Here is a 16,368-nt window from a genome sequence, read left to right as displayed (position 1 = left end):
TGATGCGTCAGGGGTGGCGCCGCGCGTTCAGCCCACGCGCAACGCCGCCTCGCGCCCGCGCGCCACATCCACCTTGAGCAACAACGCCAGTCCCACCGCGAACAACAGCGCCGTCGACACGATGGCGATGCGCTGATTGCCCCCCGTGGCCCAGGTGATCGCGCCGTACGTGAGCGGACCGATGATGCTGGAAAGCCGCGTGGCGAAGGACCACAGGCCGTAGAACTCCGCCAGCTGCGCCCGCGGCGCGAAGATGCCGGCGAGCGCCCTGCCCGCGGACTGGCTGGACCCCATGCAGAGCCCGGCGATCGCCGCCGCGATCCAGAACTGGCCCTTGGTCGCGGAGAGCGCCGCGATCACGCAGGTGGCGATCCAGCCCACCAGCGTGCTGCCCAGGGCGATCTTGTGGCCGATGCGGTCCTGCAGGTAACCCCAGGCGAAAGCGCCACCCGCCGCTGCGAGGTTCAGGACGAACACGAGCATCATGGTTTCCTGTTGCTGGAAACCGATCACGCTCTCGGCATAGATCGCGGCAAGCGAGATCGCAACCGCCACGCCGCCCTGGTAGAACACGATGCACGCGAGCAGCCACATGAAGTCGCGGTAGCGGCGCGCTTCGGCGAAGGTGCGCTGCAGCTGCTGCAGCGACGCGGCAACCCCGCCCTGTTGCGCAGCCTGCGCATTCGGCTGCGCGCGCTCGCGCAGCAGCCGGAACGTGAACAGCGAGGCGGCGCCATAGAGCACCGCGGTGATGACCATGGTCACCGGCACGAAGTCCGCCGCCGGAATCTTCTGCCCCTGCGCCCACAGCACGTAGGCCAGGCAGATGCCCAGCGCCAGCATCCCGCCGAAGTAGCCGAAGCTCCAGCCCCAGCCGCTCACCTTGCCGAGCGACTCGGGCCGCGCGAGCTCCGGCAGGAAGGCGGCCGTCAGCGACTCGCCGTAGCTGTAGAAGATGTTGGAGACGATGATGAGGACCATCGCCAGCGCCACGCCGCCGGGCCTGGCGAAGGCCAGGGCGGCGGTGCTGAGAACGCAACCCGCCGTCACCACCGCCAGCACGCGCTTCTTGGCCGCGCGCAGGTCCGCATAGGCGCCCAGCGTGGGCATGGTGAGCATCACCACCGCATACGAGATGCTCAGCGCCGCGGTCCAGGCGAAGGTCGCCCATTCGGCCTTCTGCGCGATCCCGCCGACGAAGTACGCGGCGAAGACCGCCGTGATGACGACCGTGGTGTAGCCGGAGTTGGCGAAGTCGTACATCGCCCAGCCGAACACCTCGCGCTTGCGCACGCCCGGGTTCAGTGCGTCCCGGGAAAAGAGCGCGCTCAATGCAGGTGGCGCGGGCGCCGACCGCCGCCGTGTCCGCCCCCCGAGGAGCCCCCGCCGCTGCCGCGCGGCGGCTTGCCCAGCTCCAGCGAGCTCACGAGCTTGTCGAAGCGGTCGGAGAACAGCTTGTCGATCTCGCCCACCACGCCATCGAGCTCGCCGGCCTCGAAGTGGCGCTCCATGAGGTTCACCACGTCCTGCACCAGCAGGTCGCGCTGCACCTGCATGATGGCCGCCGGCGTCGGACCCACGAAGAGCATCACGAAGTCGTCGCGCGACTCGTCGTCCGGTTCGGCCTCTTCCTCGTCGAACTCCGCGTCGTAGAAGGTGATCTCGATGGCCGCGCCCTCTTCGGCCAGTTCGTTGAGCGACATGCACATCTCGTCGAGCTGCTGGCGGAAATCCATGTCGCCGGCGACCGTCCAGCACATGGTCAGCAGGCTCTCCTGCGCATCGAACTTGATGCCGGGCTCTTCCTCGTAGGCGCTCTCGGCGCCGTCGGCCAGGGACTTGGCCCCGGCGTACGTCCACAAGGGCTTGAGCGCCTCCTGCAACTGGGCATAAGTCACCCCGCTGCGCAGCGGCACGTCGCCGTGCACATGGATCTCGAAGGGGGCGTCGTATTGGGACATGGTGCTCTCCGGCCCTATTTTGGACTCATCCGGCCGGTTTCTAGTTCTTGGGGAAGACGGGTGGTGCCTCGAGCCGGAATCGAACCGGCACGCCTTGTTGAGGGGCGGCGGATTTTAAGTCCGCTGTGTCTACCGATTTCACCATCGAGGCGGTACAGGCGACTGTAAGGCATGCGTGAAAGCGACCCGCGCCAACGAAAAAGGGAAGCACGTGGCTTCCCTGTTCGTGATCTGGAGCGGGAAACGAGACTCGAACTCGCGACCTCAACCTTGGCAAGGTTGCGCTCTACCAACTGAGCTATTCCCGCATCGACACTGGAGGCGCGTCCCGGAGTCGAACCGAGCTAAACGGATTTGCAATCCGCTGCATAACCGCTTTGCTAACGCGCCGACGTCAGATGCACAAAGGGCGCAGAGCGCCCTTTGTGCTGATTCTGGAGCGGGAAACGAGACTCGAACTCGCGACCTCAACCTTGGCAAGGTTGCGCTCTACCAACTGAGCTATTCCCGCGTCGAAGCCGAAATTATAGCGGAGTTTTCAGGGCCTCCTGACGAGGCCCTGAAGATCCGCACCGCATCCGGCTCAGTGCTGCACCGCCACCGGCTTGGGGTCGGTGGCCACCGGCGCAACCGTCGGCGGCTCGTCGTCGCGCAAGGCGGTCGGCTGGCGCTCCAGCGCGACCTCCAGCACCTTGTCGATCCACTTGACCGGCACGATCTCCAGCCCGCTCTTCACGTTCTCGGGGATGTCCTGCAGGTCCTTGGTGTTCTCCTCCGGGATCAGCACCGTCTTGATGCCGCCGCGCAGGGCCGCCAGCAACTTCTCCTTCAGGCCGCCGATCGCGGTGACTTCGCCGCGCAGCGTGATCTCGCCGGTCATGGCGACGTCGGCGCGCACGGGGATGCCCGTGTACGCGGACACCATGGCCGTCGTCATCGCGGCGCCCGCGGACGGACCGTCCTTGGGCGTGGCGCCATCGGGCACGTGGACGTGGATGTCCTTCTTCTCGAACATCTCGTCCCTGATGCCCAGGGCGCGGGCGCGGCTGCGCACCACCGTGCGTGCGGCCTCGACCGATTCCTTCATCACGTCGCCCAGCGAACCGGTGCGCAGGATGCTGCCCTTGCCGGGCATCAGCGCGGCCTCGATCGTCAGCAGGTCGCCGCCGACTTCCGTCCACGCGAGGCCCACCACCTGGCCGACCTGGTTCTGCTGCTCCGCCCGCCCGTAGGTGAACTTGCGCACGCCCAGGAAGTCGTTGAGGTTCTCGGGCGTGACCACGACCTGCGGCGTCATCTTCTTCAGCTGCAGGCCCTTGACCGTCTTGCGGCAGATCTTGGAGAGCTCGCGCTCCAGCGAACGCACGCCGGCTTCCCGCGTGTAGTAGCGGACCACGTCGCGCACCGCATCCTCGGTGACGTCGAGTTCCTCGTCCTTCACGCCGTTGTTCTTCATCTGCTTGGGCAGCAGGTAGCGCATGGCGATCGCCGTCTTCTCGTCCTCGGTGTAGCCGGAGAGGCGGATCACTTCCATCCGGTCCAGCAGCGGCGCCGGGATGTTCATCGAGTTCGACGTCGCCACGAACATCACGTCGGACAGGTCGAAGTCGACCTCGACGTAGTGGTCGCTGAAGGTGTGGTTCTGCTCGGGGTCCAGCACCTCCAGCAGCGCGGAGGCCGGGTCGCCGCGGAAGTCCTGGCCGAGCTTGTCGATCTCGTCCAGCAGGAACAGCGGGTTGCGCGTGCCGATCTTCGCCAGCGACTGCAGCACCTTGCCGGGGAGCGCCCCGATGTAGGTGCGGCGGTGGCCGCGGATCTCGGCTTCGTCGCGCATGCCGCCCAGGGCCTGGCGCACGTACTTGCGGCCGGTCGCGCGCGCGATCGACTGCCCCAGCGAGGTCTTGCCGACGCCCGGAGGGCCGACCAGGCACAGGATGGGCGCCTTGACCTTGTCGACGCGCTGCTGCACCGCGAGGTATTCGAGGATGCGGTCCTTGACCTTCTCGAGGCCGTAGTGGTCCTCGTTCAGCACCTCCTCGGCGTACGCGAGGTCGTGCTTCACCTTGGTGCGCTTCGCCCACGGCAGGCCCGTGAGCACGTCGATGTAGTTGCGCACCACCGTCGCCTCGGCCGACATCGGCGACATCAGCTTGAGCTTCTTGAGTTCCGCGTCCGCCTTCTTCTTGGCGTCCTTGGGCATCTTGGCGGCCTTGATCTTCTTCTCGATCTCCTCGATGTCGGCACCTTCCTCGCCTTCACCGAGTTCCTTCTGGATGGCCTTGACCTGCTCGTTCAGGTAGAAGTCGCGCTGGTTCTTCTCCATCTGCCGCTTCACGCGGCCGCGGATGCGCTTGTCGACGTTGAGGATCTCGACCTCGCGCTCGATCTGCTCGAACAGGTTCTCCAGGCGTTCCTTGACCTCGGCGAGATCCAGGACGACCTGCTTGTTGTCCAGTTTCAGCGGCAGGTGCGCCGCGATGGTGTCCGCGAGCCGGCCCGGATCGTCGATCGAAGCGATGGACGTCAGGATCTCGGGCGGGATCTTCTTGTTCAGTTTGACGTACTGGTCGAACTGCTGCAGCACGGCGCGGCGCAGCGCCTCGATCTCCGCGGACTTGGCATCGGTGCCCTCACCGGAATCCACCGGGATGACGGTGGCGGTGAAGTGGGCGTTGCCGTCCGTGATCTTGGCCACGCGGGCGCGCTGCTGTCCCTCGACGAGCACCTTCACGGTGCCGTCCGGCAGTTTCAGCATCTGCAGGATCGTGGAGACGCAGCCCACCTCGAACATGTCGGAGACGGAGGGTTCGTCCTTGGCGGCCGCTTTCTGCGCGACCAGCATGATGCGGCGCTCGGCCTCCATCGCGGCTTCCAGGGCCTTGATGCTCTTGGGCCGGCCGACGAACAGGGGGATGACCATGTGGGGGAACACCACCACGTCCCGCAAAGGCAGGAGCGGCAGGTCCATGGGCTCGGAAGGCAGGTTTGTGGATGCGGACATGGAAATCCTCAGGGTGACCAGCCATAGATAGCCGGCAAAAAGCCATTTTCAACCCGGCCGCTCCCTTTCAGGGTCGGACTGGGTCGAAAACCAGGGGAAAAGAAGGACGGAATGACCTCGCAGCGCTCGATGATGAAATGACCGGTGAGCCGCAAGGTCATTTCATCATGCGGAGGAAGACCGCGTCAGGGCCGGCGATGCCGGCGTGATGTGAAGCGCAAGCGCGAAGGTCATGCCTTCTTCGCCGCCTCTCGGTACACGAGCAGCGGGGGCTTGTTCTCCTCGATGGTGGACTCGTCGACCACCACCTTTTCGACGTTGCTGATGTTCGGCAGTTCGAACATCGTGTCGATCAGCGACTGCTCGAGGATCGAGCGCAGGCCGCGCGCTCCCGTCTTGCGATTGAGCGCCTTGCGGGCAATCGCCTTCAGGGCGCTGGGGCGCACCTCGAGCTCCACGCCTTCCATGGACAGCAGCTTGCCGTACTGCTTGACCATCGCGTTCTTGGGCTCGGTGAGGATCTGCACCAGCGCGTCCTCGGTCAGTTCCGCGAGCGTCGCCACCACCGGCAGGCGGCCCACCAGCTCGGGGATCAGGCCGAACTTGATCAGGTCTTCGGGCTCCACCTCGCGGAACATGTCCGTGAGGCTGCGCTCCGCCTTGCTGCGCACGCGCGCCGAGAAACCGATGCCGGACGCCTCGGTGCGCTGCTCGATCACCTTCTCCAGCCCGGCGAACGCGCCGCCGCAGATGAACAGGATGTTGGTCGTGTCGATCTGCAGGAAGTCCTGGTTCGGGTGCTTGCGACCGCCCTGCGGCGGCACGCTGGCCATCGTGCCTTCGATCAGCTTGAGCAGCGCCTGCTGCACGCCCTCGCCGGACACGTCACGCGTGATCGACGGGTTGTCGGACTTGCGCGAGATCTTGTCGATCTCGTCGATGTAGACGATGCCGCGCTGGGCCCGCTCCACCTCGTAGTTGCAGTTCTGCAGCAGCTTCTGGATGATGTTCTCGACGTCCTCGCCGACGTAGCCGGCTTCGGTCAGCGTGGTGGCATCGGCCATCACGAAGGGCACGTCCAGCATGCGCGCGAGCGTCTGCGCCAGCAGCGTCTTGCCCGAGCCGGTGGGGCCGATCAGGAGGATGTTGCTCTTGGTGAGCTCCACCTCGTCCTTCTTGGCCTTGTCCTTGTGGCGCAGGCGCTTGTAGTGGTTGTAGACCGCGACGGAGAGCGCGCGCTTGGCGGCTTCCTGCCCGATCACGTAGTTGTCGAGGTTGCCCTTGATCTCCGCCGGCGTCGGCAGGTCGCCGCGCGCCTCGCGCTGTTCGTCGCCCGCGGGGAGCTCATCCCGGATGATTTCGTTGCACAGGTCGATGCACTCGTCGCAGATGAACACCGAGGGTCCCGCGATCAGCTTCTTGACCTCGTGCTGGCTCTTCCCGCAGAACGAGCAGTAAAGCGTTTTCTCGCTGGAGGAGCCTTTTCGGTCGGCCATGTGTGCTGCCTATGTGACGTGTTCAATGATAACCATACAACAAACGGCGCCCCGGTTTCCCGGAGGCGCCGTCGTTGCTGTCCTGCAACCGCGCTGTGGCGGGATTACGGTCTTTTTGCAATGACCTGGTCCACGAGGCCGTAGGTTTTGGCCTCATCCGCCTCGAGGAAATAGTCGCGATCGGTGTCGCGCTCGATCTTCTCCAGGGGCTGGCCGGTGCGCTCCGCCAGGATCTTGTTCAGCGTGCCCTTGGTCCGCAGGATGTCCCGGGCGTGGATCTCGATGTCCGTCGCCTGGCCCTGCATGCCGCCCAGAGGCTGGTGGATCATGATCTTGGAGTTGGGCAAGGCGAAGCGCTTGCCCTTCTCGCCCGCCGCCAGCAGGAAGGCGCCCATGGACGCCGCCATGCCGATGCACAGGGTGGACACCGACGGCTTGATGAAGTTCATCGTGTCGTAGATCGCCATGCCGGCGCTGACGCTGCCGCCCGGGGAGTTGATGTAGAGGGAGATGTCCTTGTCCGGGTTCTCGGACTCGAGGAACAGCAGCTGGGCGACCACCAGGTTGGCTGTCTGGTCGTTCACCGGGCCGACGAGGAACACCACCCGTTCGCGCAGCAGCCGCGAATAGATGTCGTACGACCGCTCGCCGCGGCCGGACTGCTCGATGACCATGGGGATCAGGCCCAGGGCCTGGGTATCAAGTGCGCTCATGGGGGGATTTCGCTCCGAAGACTGGCTGTACTTTAGCCTGAATGAACTTGGGGCCTGGACACCCTTTCGCAAGAGCATCCAGGCCCCGGGCAACCGCGGCGTGGCTTACGCCTGGTTCTGCCCCATCAGCTCGTCGAAGCCGACGCTCTTCTGGACGGTCTTGGCCTTGTTGAAGACGAATTCGGTCACGTTGTTTTCAATCACGATCGCCTCGACCTCGGCCATGCGGCGGTTGTCGCCGTAGTACCAGCGCACCACGTCCGCGGGGCGCTCGTACGAGGCCGCCAGTTCGTCGATGTGCTGCTTGATCTGGTCCGGCTTGGCTTCCAGGCCGTTGGCCCGCACCAGCTCGGCGACCACCAGGCCCAGGCGCACGCGGCGCTCGGCCTGCGGGCGGACGATCTCCTCGGGGATCGGCAGCTTCTCCACGTCCTTCAGGCCGCGCTGCTTGAGCTCGTTGCGCTGGCTCTCGATCAGCCGGTCGATCTCGTTCTGCACGATCGACTTCGGCAGGTCCAGCTCGGACTTGGCGACCAGGGCGTCCATGGCGGCCTGCTTGTTGCGGGCCAGCAGGCGGAACTTGACTTCCCGCTCCAGGTTCTTGCGGATGTCGGCGCGCAGCGCCTCGACGGTGCCGTCGGCGATGCCCAGCGACTTGGCGAAGGCCTCGTTCACCTCCGGCTCGTTGGCGGACTCGATCTTCTTGACGGTGACCATGAAGTCGGCGGTCTTGCCGGCGACGTCCTTGCCGTGGTAGTCGGCCGGGAAGGCCAGCGGGAAGGTCTTGCTCTCGCCCGCCTTCATGCCGCGCACGGACTCGTCGAACTCCTTGAGCATCTGGCCTTCGCCGACCATGAACTGAAAGTCTTCGGCCTTGCCGCCGGAGAAGGTCTCGCCGTCGATCTTGCCTTCGAAGTCCACGGTCACGCGGTCACCGGCCTCGACGCTGCTGCCGGCAGGCTTCTGGGCGAAGGTGCGGCGCTGCTTGCGCAGGATGTCCAGCGTGCGGTCGATGGCCTCGTCCGTCACTTCGGTGCTGACCTTCTCGACCTCGGCTTCCGCGAGCTCGCCGATCTTCACTTCCGGGTACACCTCGAACACGGCGTCGAAAGCCAGCTCGCCCTCGGGCGCGCCTTCCTTCTCGGTGATCTTGGGCTGGCCGGCCACGCGCAGCTTGGCCTCGTTGGCGGCCGCGGCGAACGCCTCGCCGACCTTGTCGTTCATCACCTCGTACTGCACCGAGTAGCCGTAGCGCTGTGCCACGACGGACATCGGCACCTTGCCCGGGCGGAAGCCGTCCATCTTGACGGTGCGCGCCAGCTTCTTCAGGCGGGAATCGACTTCGGACTGGATGGCGTTGACGGGCAGCGTCAGCGTCATCTTGCGTTCCAGCTTGTCCAGGGTTTCTACGGTCACGGCCATGATGCTCTCGAGAGGGGTTAAACGCGTGGTGCGCGGGGTCGGACTCGAACCGACACGCCCGTGAAGGCGTCAGGACCTAAACCTGGTGCGTCTACCAATTTCGCCACCCGCGCTGGTCACTGAAAGGGAAAGCGGGCCGCCAGGGGAACCCGGCAGCCCGCTCGAATCCGGTCAACCGTCGATTTTAGCCTTTATGCGGGCAAGGCCTGCGGATGGCCTTCGATCCGGGAAGAATCGGCCCGCTTCACCCGGAAGCAGGCCGCATACATCGCCGGCAGCGCCAGCAAGGTCAGCACCGTCGCGACCACCAGGCCGCCCATGATCGCGACCGCCATCGGCCCCCAGAACACGGAGCGGGACAGCGGGATCATGGCCAGCACGGCGGCAGCGGCGGTCAGCACGATGGGCCGCAGGCGGCGCACGGCAGCCTCGACGATGGCCTCCCAGGCCGGGACACCGCGAGCGCGGTCCTGTTCGATCTGGTCGATGAGGATGACCGAGTTGCGCTGGATCATGCCCATGAGCGCGATGACGCCCAGCATGGCGACGAAGCCGAAAGGCCGGTTCAGCACCAGCAGCGAGGCGGCGACGCCCGCGATGCCCAGGGGCCCCGTCACGAACACCAGCAGCGCACGGCTGACGCTGTGCAACTGGAGCATCAGCAGCGTGAAGATGATGAATGCGGCCACCGGCAGGCCCACCATGATGGAGCCGGAGCCCTTGCCGCTCTCTTCCACCGCACCGGCGACCTGGAGGCGGTAGCCCGTCGGCCAGGCGCGCTCCAGCGCCCGCAGCTTGGGCAGCAGCTCTTCGGTCACGGTGGCGCCCTGCAAGCCTTCGACGACGTCGGACTGCACGGTGATCGCGTAGCTGCGCCCTTCGCGCCACATCACGCCGGGCTCCCAGGTGAACACCGGCTTGGCGATCTGGGTCAGCGGGATCGACTTGCCCGAGGCCGTCGGCAGGTAGGCGTTGGCGATGTCGGTGATGGCGTTGCGCTCGTCCAGCGGCTGGCGCAGCACGATGTCGATCAGCTTGTCCCCCTCGCGGTACTGGCCGACCGGCGTGCCGCTCAGGATGGTGCGGCTCGCCTGTGCGATGGACTGGCTGGTCACGCCCAGCGTGCGCGCCTTGTCCTGGTCGACTTCCAGGCGCAGCGTCTTGACCGACTCGTTCCAGTTGTCGTTCACGCCGCGCGTGTTGCGGCTCTGCCGCATGGCCGCCTTCACCTCGTCGGCACGCTGGCGCAGCTGCACCGGGTCGGGGCCGAGCACGCGGAACTGCACCGGATACGCCACCGGCGGTCCGTTGGGCAGCAGCTTGACGCGGGCGCGAACCTCTGGGAATTCGTGGGCCAGGAGCGCCGGGAGCTGGCTGCGCAGCTTCTCCCGCATGGCCAGGTCCTTGGGCAGGATGATCAGTTGCGCGACGTTCGGTTGCGGGAAGATCTGGTCCAGCGGCAGGTAGAAGCGGGGCACGCCCGAGCCCACCCAGCTGGTCACGTCCACCACGCCGGGCGTGCGCAGCAGGCGCTTTTCCAGCCGCTGCGTCACGTCCTCGGTCGCGGCGAAGGACGTGCCCTCGGCGGACCAGATGTCCACCAGGATCTCCGGCCGGCTCGAATCGGGGAAGAACTGCTGCTGCACCTTCGCCATGCCCAGCACGCCCAGCGCGAACACCGCGGCGGTCGCGGCGATCGTCTTCCACCGGTGTTCCACGCACCAGTCCACGGTGGCCCGGAAGCCGCGGTAGAAGGGCGTGTCGAAGTGCTCGTGATGCTCCGCGGACACCGGCTTGGCCTTGAGCAGCAACGTTCCGAGGTAAGGCACGAAGTAGACCGAGACGAACCAGCTCAGGACCAGCGCGATCACGGTGACGGCAAAGATCGCGAAGGTGTATTCGCCCACGGTGGAGCGGGCCATGCCGATCGGCAGGAAGCCCGTGGCGGTGATCAGCGTGCCGGTGAGCATGGGCATCGCGGTCACCTCGTAGGCGAAGGTAGCGGCACGCACCTTGTCGTAGCCCTCTTCCATCTTGCGCACCATCATTTCCACCGAGATGATGGCGTCGTCGACCAGCAGCCCCAGCGCGATGATCAGCGAGCCCAGCGAGATCTTGTGCAGCCCGATGCCCCAGTAGGACATCGCCAGGAAGGTCACCGCCAGCACCAGCGGGATGGTGATTCCGACCACCAGGCCCGGCCGCGTGTCGACGTACCAGCGGCGCCAGAACGGCAGGGCGGCCGCGCCGGGGCGCCGGTGCAGGCCGAGGCTGATGAAGCTCACCGCCAGCACGATCACCACCGCCTCGACCAGCGTGTGCACGAACTCGTTGACGGAGGAGGAGACCGCCCGCGGCTGGTCCTGCACCTGCACCAGCCGCACGCCGGCGGGCAGGTTGTCGTCGATGCGGCTGGTCGCGGTCTTGAGCGACTCGCCAAGGCGGATGATGTCGCCGCCCTTGGCCATGGACACGCCCAGCGCGATCACTTCCTTGCCGTCGTGGCGCACCTTCACCTGCGGCGGGTCCACGTAGCCGCGCTTGACCTCGGCGATGTCGCCCAGGCGGATCTGGTTGCCGGAAGCGCCGCGGATCGGCATCGAGCGCAGCTGCTCCACCGCCTGGAACTGCCCGGCCACCCGCACCTGCAGCACGTCCGACGGGGTCTGCACCGTGCCGGCGGACTCCACGGCGTTCTGCTGCCCCAGCTGCGCGAGCACCTGGTTGAAGTCCAGCCCGAGCTGCGAGAGGCGCTTCTGGGAGACCTCGATGAACAGCTTCTCGTCCTGCACGCCGAACAGCTGCACCTTGGCGACATCGGGAACGCGCAACAACTGCTGGCGCGCGTCGTCGGCGAAGTCCTTGAGCTCGGCGTAGTTGTAGCCCGCTTCCGCCTCGATCGTGTAGATCACGCCATAGACGTCGCCGTATTCGTCGTTGAAGAAGGGGCCCGACACGCCCGCGGGCAGCGTGCCGCGCATGTCACCCACCTTCTTGCGCACCGTGTACCAGATGTTGGGCACCTCGGAGGCGCGCGAGGAGTCCTTGATCTGCAGCACGATCAGGGTCTCGCCGGGCTTGGCGTAGCTGCGGATGATGTCCGTGTACGGCACTTCCTGCAGCGTGCGCTCGATCTTGTCGGTGACCTGGTCGGCCACCTGCTGCGCCGTCGCGCCCGGCCAGAACACCTGGATCACCATCGCGCGGAAGGTGAAGGGCGGGTCCTCGTCCTGTCCGAGCTGGAAATAGGCGGCGACGCCCAGCGCCAGCAGCACGACCATCAGGTAGCGCGTCAGCGCCGGGTGTTCGAGTGCCCAGCGCGAGAGGTTGAAGCGCTCGCGCTTGTCGGTGTCGTCCATGCCGGCCTCAGCGCGTAGCGGGCAAGGTGGCCGCCTGGGCCGCGCCCATCGCCTTGGCCGGGTCCTGCGTGGCCACCGGCGGCACGGCGGAGGTCTTGTCCTGCCAGACCGTGACCTTCTGGCCCGGCGAGAGGACGTGCACGCCGGCCGCGACGATGGTCATCCCCGGCTGCAGGCCGGCGGAGATCACCGCGTCGTTGCCGTCGGCGGTGGCGACCTGGACCGGCTGCAGCTTGACGGTCATGGTGGCGCGATCGAGCACCCACACGGCGGAGCCCTGCCCTTCCTGGCGCAGCGCGCTGGTCGGGATCTTGATGACGACCGCGCCCGCATGGCCCAGGGCCTGCGGCGCGACGGCCATGGTGGCGCCCAGGGGGGGCTGCGCCGCCGGGTCCAGCGAGACCTTGACCGCGTAGGTGCGCGTCACGGGGTCGGCGCTGGCGGCCACCTCGCGGATGTGGCCGGCAAACGTGCCGTTGCTCGCCCACTGCCGCACGGTGACCTCGGTGCCCGGGCGCACGGCCGCGATCTTGTCTTCCGGGACCGCGAACACCACATCCCGGGGACCATCGACGGCAATGCGCACGACCGGCGTGCCGGCCGCGACCACCTGACCCACTTCCGCTTCCACCGCCGTGATCACGCCCGAAACGTCGGCGACCAGCGTCGTGTAGCGCGCCTGGTTGCCTTGCGAAGCCAGCTGCGCCTGCGCCTGTTCGAGCTGGGCCTGCGCCGCCTTCAAGGTGCTCTCGCGGCGCTCCAGCTCCGCGCCGCTGATGAAGTTCTGTTCGCGCAAGGTCTGGTAGCGCTTGTAGTCCCCGGCGGCGAGATCGCGATTGGTGGCCGCAGCGGCGACCTGCGCCCGCGCCGCTTCGGCGGCAAGACGGTAGTCCTGCGGATCGAGCTGCGCGAGCAGCGCGCCGGCCTCCACATGCTGTCCCATCTCCGCCTGCCGCTGCGTGATCTTGCCGGCGACCCGGAAGCCCAGGCGTGCCTCCACGCGGGCGCGCACCTCGCCGGAGAACTCGTTCTGCGACTGCATGGCGGATGCGCCGACGGTGACCACCTTGACCGCACGGACCGGCTCCGGCGGCGCTTCGCCGTGGGAACAACCGGCGAGCCACGTGGCGGGCAGCATGGCCAGTGCCAGGACAAGGGTGTGGCGGGAGGGGTGGGATGTGACCATTGGCGGAATCCGTGAACTCAGGGCGCGCGCGCGACTGTTGCAGAGCAGCACGGCGCGCTAATGACTGACCGGTTAGTAATCTAGGATCGGCCGCAGAGCTTGTCAAGCGACAATCAGGACGTGAGCTCCCGCCCCGACGACCGGCACCGGCCGGTCGACCACTACGAAAACTTCCCCGTCGCTTCCTGGCTCTGCCCTCCCCGGCTGCGTCAACCGGTCGCGGCGATCTACTGGTTCGCCCGTACGGCTGACGATATCGCGGATGAGGGCAACTCGACAGCAGGCGAGCGTGACATAGAGCTGCTTACATACAGAAACGACCTTGCTGCGTGCCTTGCCGGCAACAGGGCTCCTTCTGGACAGTGGCCTTTCGTATTCACTCCACTGAGCGAGGCCGTGCGCGCGTTCGGTTTGCCCGGCCAGCCGCTCTACGACCTGCTCGACGCCTTCCGGCAGGACGTGCGCAAGACCGGGGCTGGCGAAGGCTATGCAGACCGGGCCGAGTTGCAGGATTACTGCCGCCGCTCCGCCGACCCGGTCGGCCGGCTGCTCCTGCATCTTTATGGCGTCGGCGGCGCCCAGTCACTCGCGCAGAGCGATGCGATCTGCACCGCGCTGCAATTGATCAACTTCTGGCAGGACCTGGGCCAGGACGTCGCCCGCGGCCGCTACTACCTTCCCGCCGAGGACTGCCGACGCCACGGCCTCGATCCTGCCAACCCCGCGAGCTGGCCCGCGCACCCGCAAGCGCCTGCCCTCGTGCGCGAGCTGTGCGAATGGGCCCGCTCGCTGATGCTGGCAGGCGCGCCCCTGGTGCACACGGTGCCCGGCCGCGCCGGCTGGGAGCTGCGCCTGGTCGTCCAAGGCGGGTTGCGCATCCTGCGGCACATCGACGCGCTCGGCCACCGGACGCTGCAGCAGCGGCCGAATCTGCGCGCCTTCGACCTGCCCGCGATGCTGTGGCATGCGGCGCGGATGTGAAAATCCCGGCTCTGACAAGAACCACATGACGCCGGAACAGTACGTCCAGCAGAAAGCCGCCGCCTCGGGCAGCAGCTTCTATTACGCCTTCCTCTTCCTGCCGCCGCCGCGGCGCGCCGCCATCACGGCCTTCTACGCTTTCTGCCGCGAGGTGGACGACGTGGTGGACGAGGTGACCGACCCGGGCGTGGCCCACACCAAGCTCGCCTGGTGGCAGTCCGAGGTGGCCCAGTCCTTCGCGGGCAAGCCTTCGCATCCGGTGATGCTGGCGCTGATGCCGCACGTCGCGCCCTATGACCTGCAGCAGGAGCACCTGCAGGCCGTGATCCGCGGCTGCCACATGGACCTGGAGCAGACCCGCTACCTCGACTTCCCCGGGCTGCAGCGCTACTGCCACCTCGTCGCCGGCGTCGTAGGAGAAGTGGCGGCGCGCATCTTCGGCCAGACGCAGCCTCGGACCACCGAGTACGCCCACAAGCTGGGCCTCGCCTTCCAGCTCACGAACATCATCCGCGACGTGGGCGAGGACGCCATGCGCGGGCGCATCTACCTGCCGGTGAGCGAGCTGCAGCAATTCGACGTCAAGGCGAACGAGATCCTGCAGCGCAAGCACTCCGAGCGCTTCGTGGCGCTCATGCGCTTCCAGGCGCGACGGGCGCACGGCCTGTACGAAGAGGCCCTGGCCTTGCTGCCGGCGCAGGACCGGCGCGCGCAAAAGCCCGGCCTGATGATGGCCAGCATCTACCGCACCCTGCTGCGCGAGATCGAAGCGGACGACTTCCAGGTGCTGAACCAGCGCATCAGCCTCACTCCCGTGCGCAAGCTGTGGCTCGCCTGGAAGGTGCAGGCCCTGGGCCGCACGTGAGGCGGCGCGTCGCCATCGTGGGCGCCGGGTGGGCCGGCCTGGCCGCGGCCGTGGATGCCGTGCGCCGCGGCCACCAGGTGAGCGTCTTCGAGGCCGCCCGCACGCCGGGAGGACGCGCGCGCAGCCTGCCGCTGGCGCTCCCCGACGGCCGCGAGGTGTTCGTGGACAACGGCCAGCACATCCTGATCGGGGCCTATGTCGAAACGCTGGCCCTCATGGAAGCGGTCGGCGTCGACCTGCACGCCGGCCTGCTGCGCCTGCCGCTCGTGCTGCAGGACACGCGCGGGCACGGCCTCGCCCTGCCCTCCTGGCCCGCCCCCTGGGACGCGTTCGGCGGCATCCTGGCGGCGCGTGGCTGGGATGCGCGCGACAAGCTCTCGCTGCTGCGCGCGGCGCTCGGCTGGCGGCTCTCGGGTTTCCGGTGTGACGCCGCCCTGACCGTGGCGGAGCTCACCCGCGGGCTGGCGCCGCGCGTGCGGGAAGGCCTGATCGATCCCTTGTGCGTGGCGGCGTTGAACACGCCGGCCGACCGGGCGAGCGCGCAGGTCTTCCTGCGCGTCCTGCACGATTCCCTGTTCGGCCGCGGCCATGGGGACTGGGGCGGCTCCAACCTGCTGCTGCCGCGGCACGACCTGGGGCGCCTGTTCCCGCAAGCGGCGAGCGCGTGGCTGTCGGCGCATGGCGCCCAGGTGCGCATCGGTGCGCGCGTGCAGGGCCTGGCGCGCTCGGGCAAGGCGTGGACTCTGGACGGTGAAGGCTTCGATGCCGTGGTGCTCGCCACGCCCTCGCTGGAAGCGGCACGGCTGGTGGCGGACAGCACAATCGCGGCGCCGGACTGGATCGCAGCGGCCCGCTCGCTGTCCTTCGAGGCGATCGCCACCGTGTACGCACGGGGCGGGCCGCGCCTGCCGCAGCCGATGCTCGCGCTGCATGGTGGCCCGGCGCAATTCGTGTTCGACCGCGGCCAGCTGGGCGGACCCGAGGGCCTGCTCGCTTTCGTGGCCAGCGCCAGCCTGCGCGAGAAAGAGGCCCTGCAGTCCGAAGTGCTGGCGCAGGCCGGCGCCCTGGGCTGGCAGTTGCAGCCGCTGCAGACGGTCGTGGAGAAACGCGCGACCTTCGCTTGCCTTCCCGGCCTGCGCCGGCCGCCGATCACCGTCGCACCCGGCCTGTGGGCCTGCGGGGACTATGTGGAAGGCCCGTACCCGGCGACGCTCGAAGGCGCCGTGCGCTCCGCCCTGGCGGTCGCCGCGCAGCTTGGCTAGGTGTGAAGGTTCAATAGGTTATTGCGGGTGTTCACCCGGAGAGGTTTTGAGAGACTGGGAATCGCCAAACCCCCAGTGAACTCAACTTTCCAAACCGGATGAACACCCATAAGAATGCCCGA

At 67.3% G+C, this 16,368-nt stretch carries 12 protein-coding genes and 5 tRNA genes; 3 read left to right on the top strand and 14 right to left on the bottom strand.

All coding sequences use genetic code 11. From position 1 onward, the window contains the following. Positions 1–27: 27 nt before the first annotated feature. The 14 genes from AC3EGR_RS22355 to AC3EGR_RS22290 form a co-directional block, all read right to left on the bottom strand. Complete coding sequence (locus tag AC3EGR_RS22355) at positions 28–1,332, bottom strand: MFS transporter (RefSeq protein WP_488548730.1); 1,305 nt, start codon at positions 1,330–1,332, stop codon at positions 28–30. After that, positions 1,329–1,961: a DUF6806 family protein gene (locus AC3EGR_RS22350; protein WP_488548729.1), complete on the bottom strand. Its 633-nt coding sequence runs from the start codon at positions 1,959–1,961 to the stop codon at positions 1,329–1,331. The genes AC3EGR_RS22355 and AC3EGR_RS22350 overlap by 4 nt, the downstream gene beginning before the upstream one ends. 61 nt (positions 1,962–2,022) lie before the next feature. Next, a tRNA-Leu gene (locus AC3EGR_RS22345) sits at positions 2,023–2,112 on the bottom strand. Positions 2,113–2,193: 81 nt separating this feature from the next. Continuing rightward, positions 2,194–2,269, bottom strand: a tRNA-Gly gene (locus AC3EGR_RS22340). An 8-nt stretch (positions 2,270–2,277) separates the two neighbouring features. Beyond that, positions 2,278–2,351: transfer RNA gene (locus AC3EGR_RS22335), tRNA-Cys, on the bottom strand. Between the two features lie 45 nt (positions 2,352–2,396). Next, positions 2,397–2,472: transfer RNA gene (locus AC3EGR_RS22330), tRNA-Gly, on the bottom strand. Between the two features lie 72 nt (positions 2,473–2,544). Further along, positions 2,545–4,962: an endopeptidase La gene (gene lon / locus AC3EGR_RS22325; RefSeq protein ID WP_488548728.1), complete on the bottom strand. Its 2,418-nt coding sequence runs from the start codon at positions 4,960–4,962 to the stop codon at positions 2,545–2,547. Between the two features lie 8 nt (positions 4,963–4,970). Continuing rightward, positions 4,971–5,123, bottom strand: coding sequence for a hypothetical protein (locus AC3EGR_RS22320; protein WP_488548727.1), 153 nt, complete (start codon positions 5,121–5,123; stop codon positions 4,971–4,973). Positions 5,124–5,192: 69 nt separating this feature from the next. Next, positions 5,193–6,458: an ATP-dependent Clp protease ATP-binding subunit ClpX gene (gene clpX / locus AC3EGR_RS22315; protein ID WP_488548726.1), complete on the bottom strand. Its 1,266-nt coding sequence runs from the start codon at positions 6,456–6,458 to the stop codon at positions 5,193–5,195. A gap of 104 nt (positions 6,459–6,562) precedes the next feature. Then, positions 6,563–7,171, bottom strand: a complete 609-nt coding sequence (gene clpP, locus AC3EGR_RS22310) for an ATP-dependent Clp endopeptidase proteolytic subunit ClpP (protein ID WP_488548725.1) — start codon at positions 7,169–7,171, stop codon at positions 6,563–6,565. Between the two features lie 105 nt (positions 7,172–7,276). Then, a complete protein-coding gene (tig, locus tag AC3EGR_RS22305) occupies positions 7,277–8,593 on the bottom strand; it encodes a trigger factor (protein ID WP_488548724.1) in 1,317 nt (438 codons plus the stop codon). Positions 8,594–8,619: 26 nt separating this feature from the next. Continuing rightward, positions 8,620–8,706, bottom strand: a tRNA-Leu gene (locus AC3EGR_RS22300). Between the two features lie 78 nt (positions 8,707–8,784). Beyond that, positions 8,785–11,952, bottom strand: coding sequence for an efflux RND transporter permease subunit (locus AC3EGR_RS22295; RefSeq protein ID WP_488548723.1), 3,168 nt, complete (start codon positions 11,950–11,952; stop codon positions 8,785–8,787). A gap of 7 nt (positions 11,953–11,959) precedes the next feature. Continuing rightward, on the bottom strand, positions 11,960–13,138 hold the full coding sequence (locus tag AC3EGR_RS22290; protein WP_488548722.1) for an efflux RND transporter periplasmic adaptor subunit: 1,179 nt from the start codon (positions 13,136–13,138) through the stop codon (positions 11,960–11,962). 120 nt (positions 13,139–13,258) lie between these two features. Here AC3EGR_RS22290 and hpnC point away from each other — a divergent pair, with 120 nt between their 5' ends. From hpnC to hpnE, 3 genes are read left to right on the top strand one after another with little or no spacing between them, the layout of a single operon-like run. Continuing rightward, on the top strand, positions 13,259–14,119 hold the full coding sequence (gene hpnC, locus AC3EGR_RS22285; RefSeq protein ID WP_488548721.1) for a squalene synthase HpnC: 861 nt from the start codon (positions 13,259–13,261) through the stop codon (positions 14,117–14,119). Positions 14,120–14,144: 25 nt separating this feature from the next. Beyond that, a complete protein-coding gene (hpnD, locus tag AC3EGR_RS22280) occupies positions 14,145–14,984 on the top strand; it encodes a presqualene diphosphate synthase HpnD (RefSeq protein ID WP_488548720.1) in 840 nt (279 codons plus the stop codon). Beyond that, on the top strand, positions 14,981–16,246 hold the full coding sequence (hpnE, locus tag AC3EGR_RS22275) for a hydroxysqualene dehydroxylase HpnE (RefSeq protein ID WP_488548719.1): 1,266 nt from the start codon (positions 14,981–14,983) through the stop codon (positions 16,244–16,246). The genes hpnD and hpnE overlap by 4 nt, the downstream gene beginning before the upstream one ends. Positions 16,247–16,368 lie beyond the last annotated feature (122 nt).

Source organism: Ramlibacter sp. G4-7 (genome assembly GCF_057784995.1).
The sequence above is the reverse complement of the archived record's forward strand: the minus strand, read 5'-3'. Positions and strand labels throughout refer to the sequence as shown.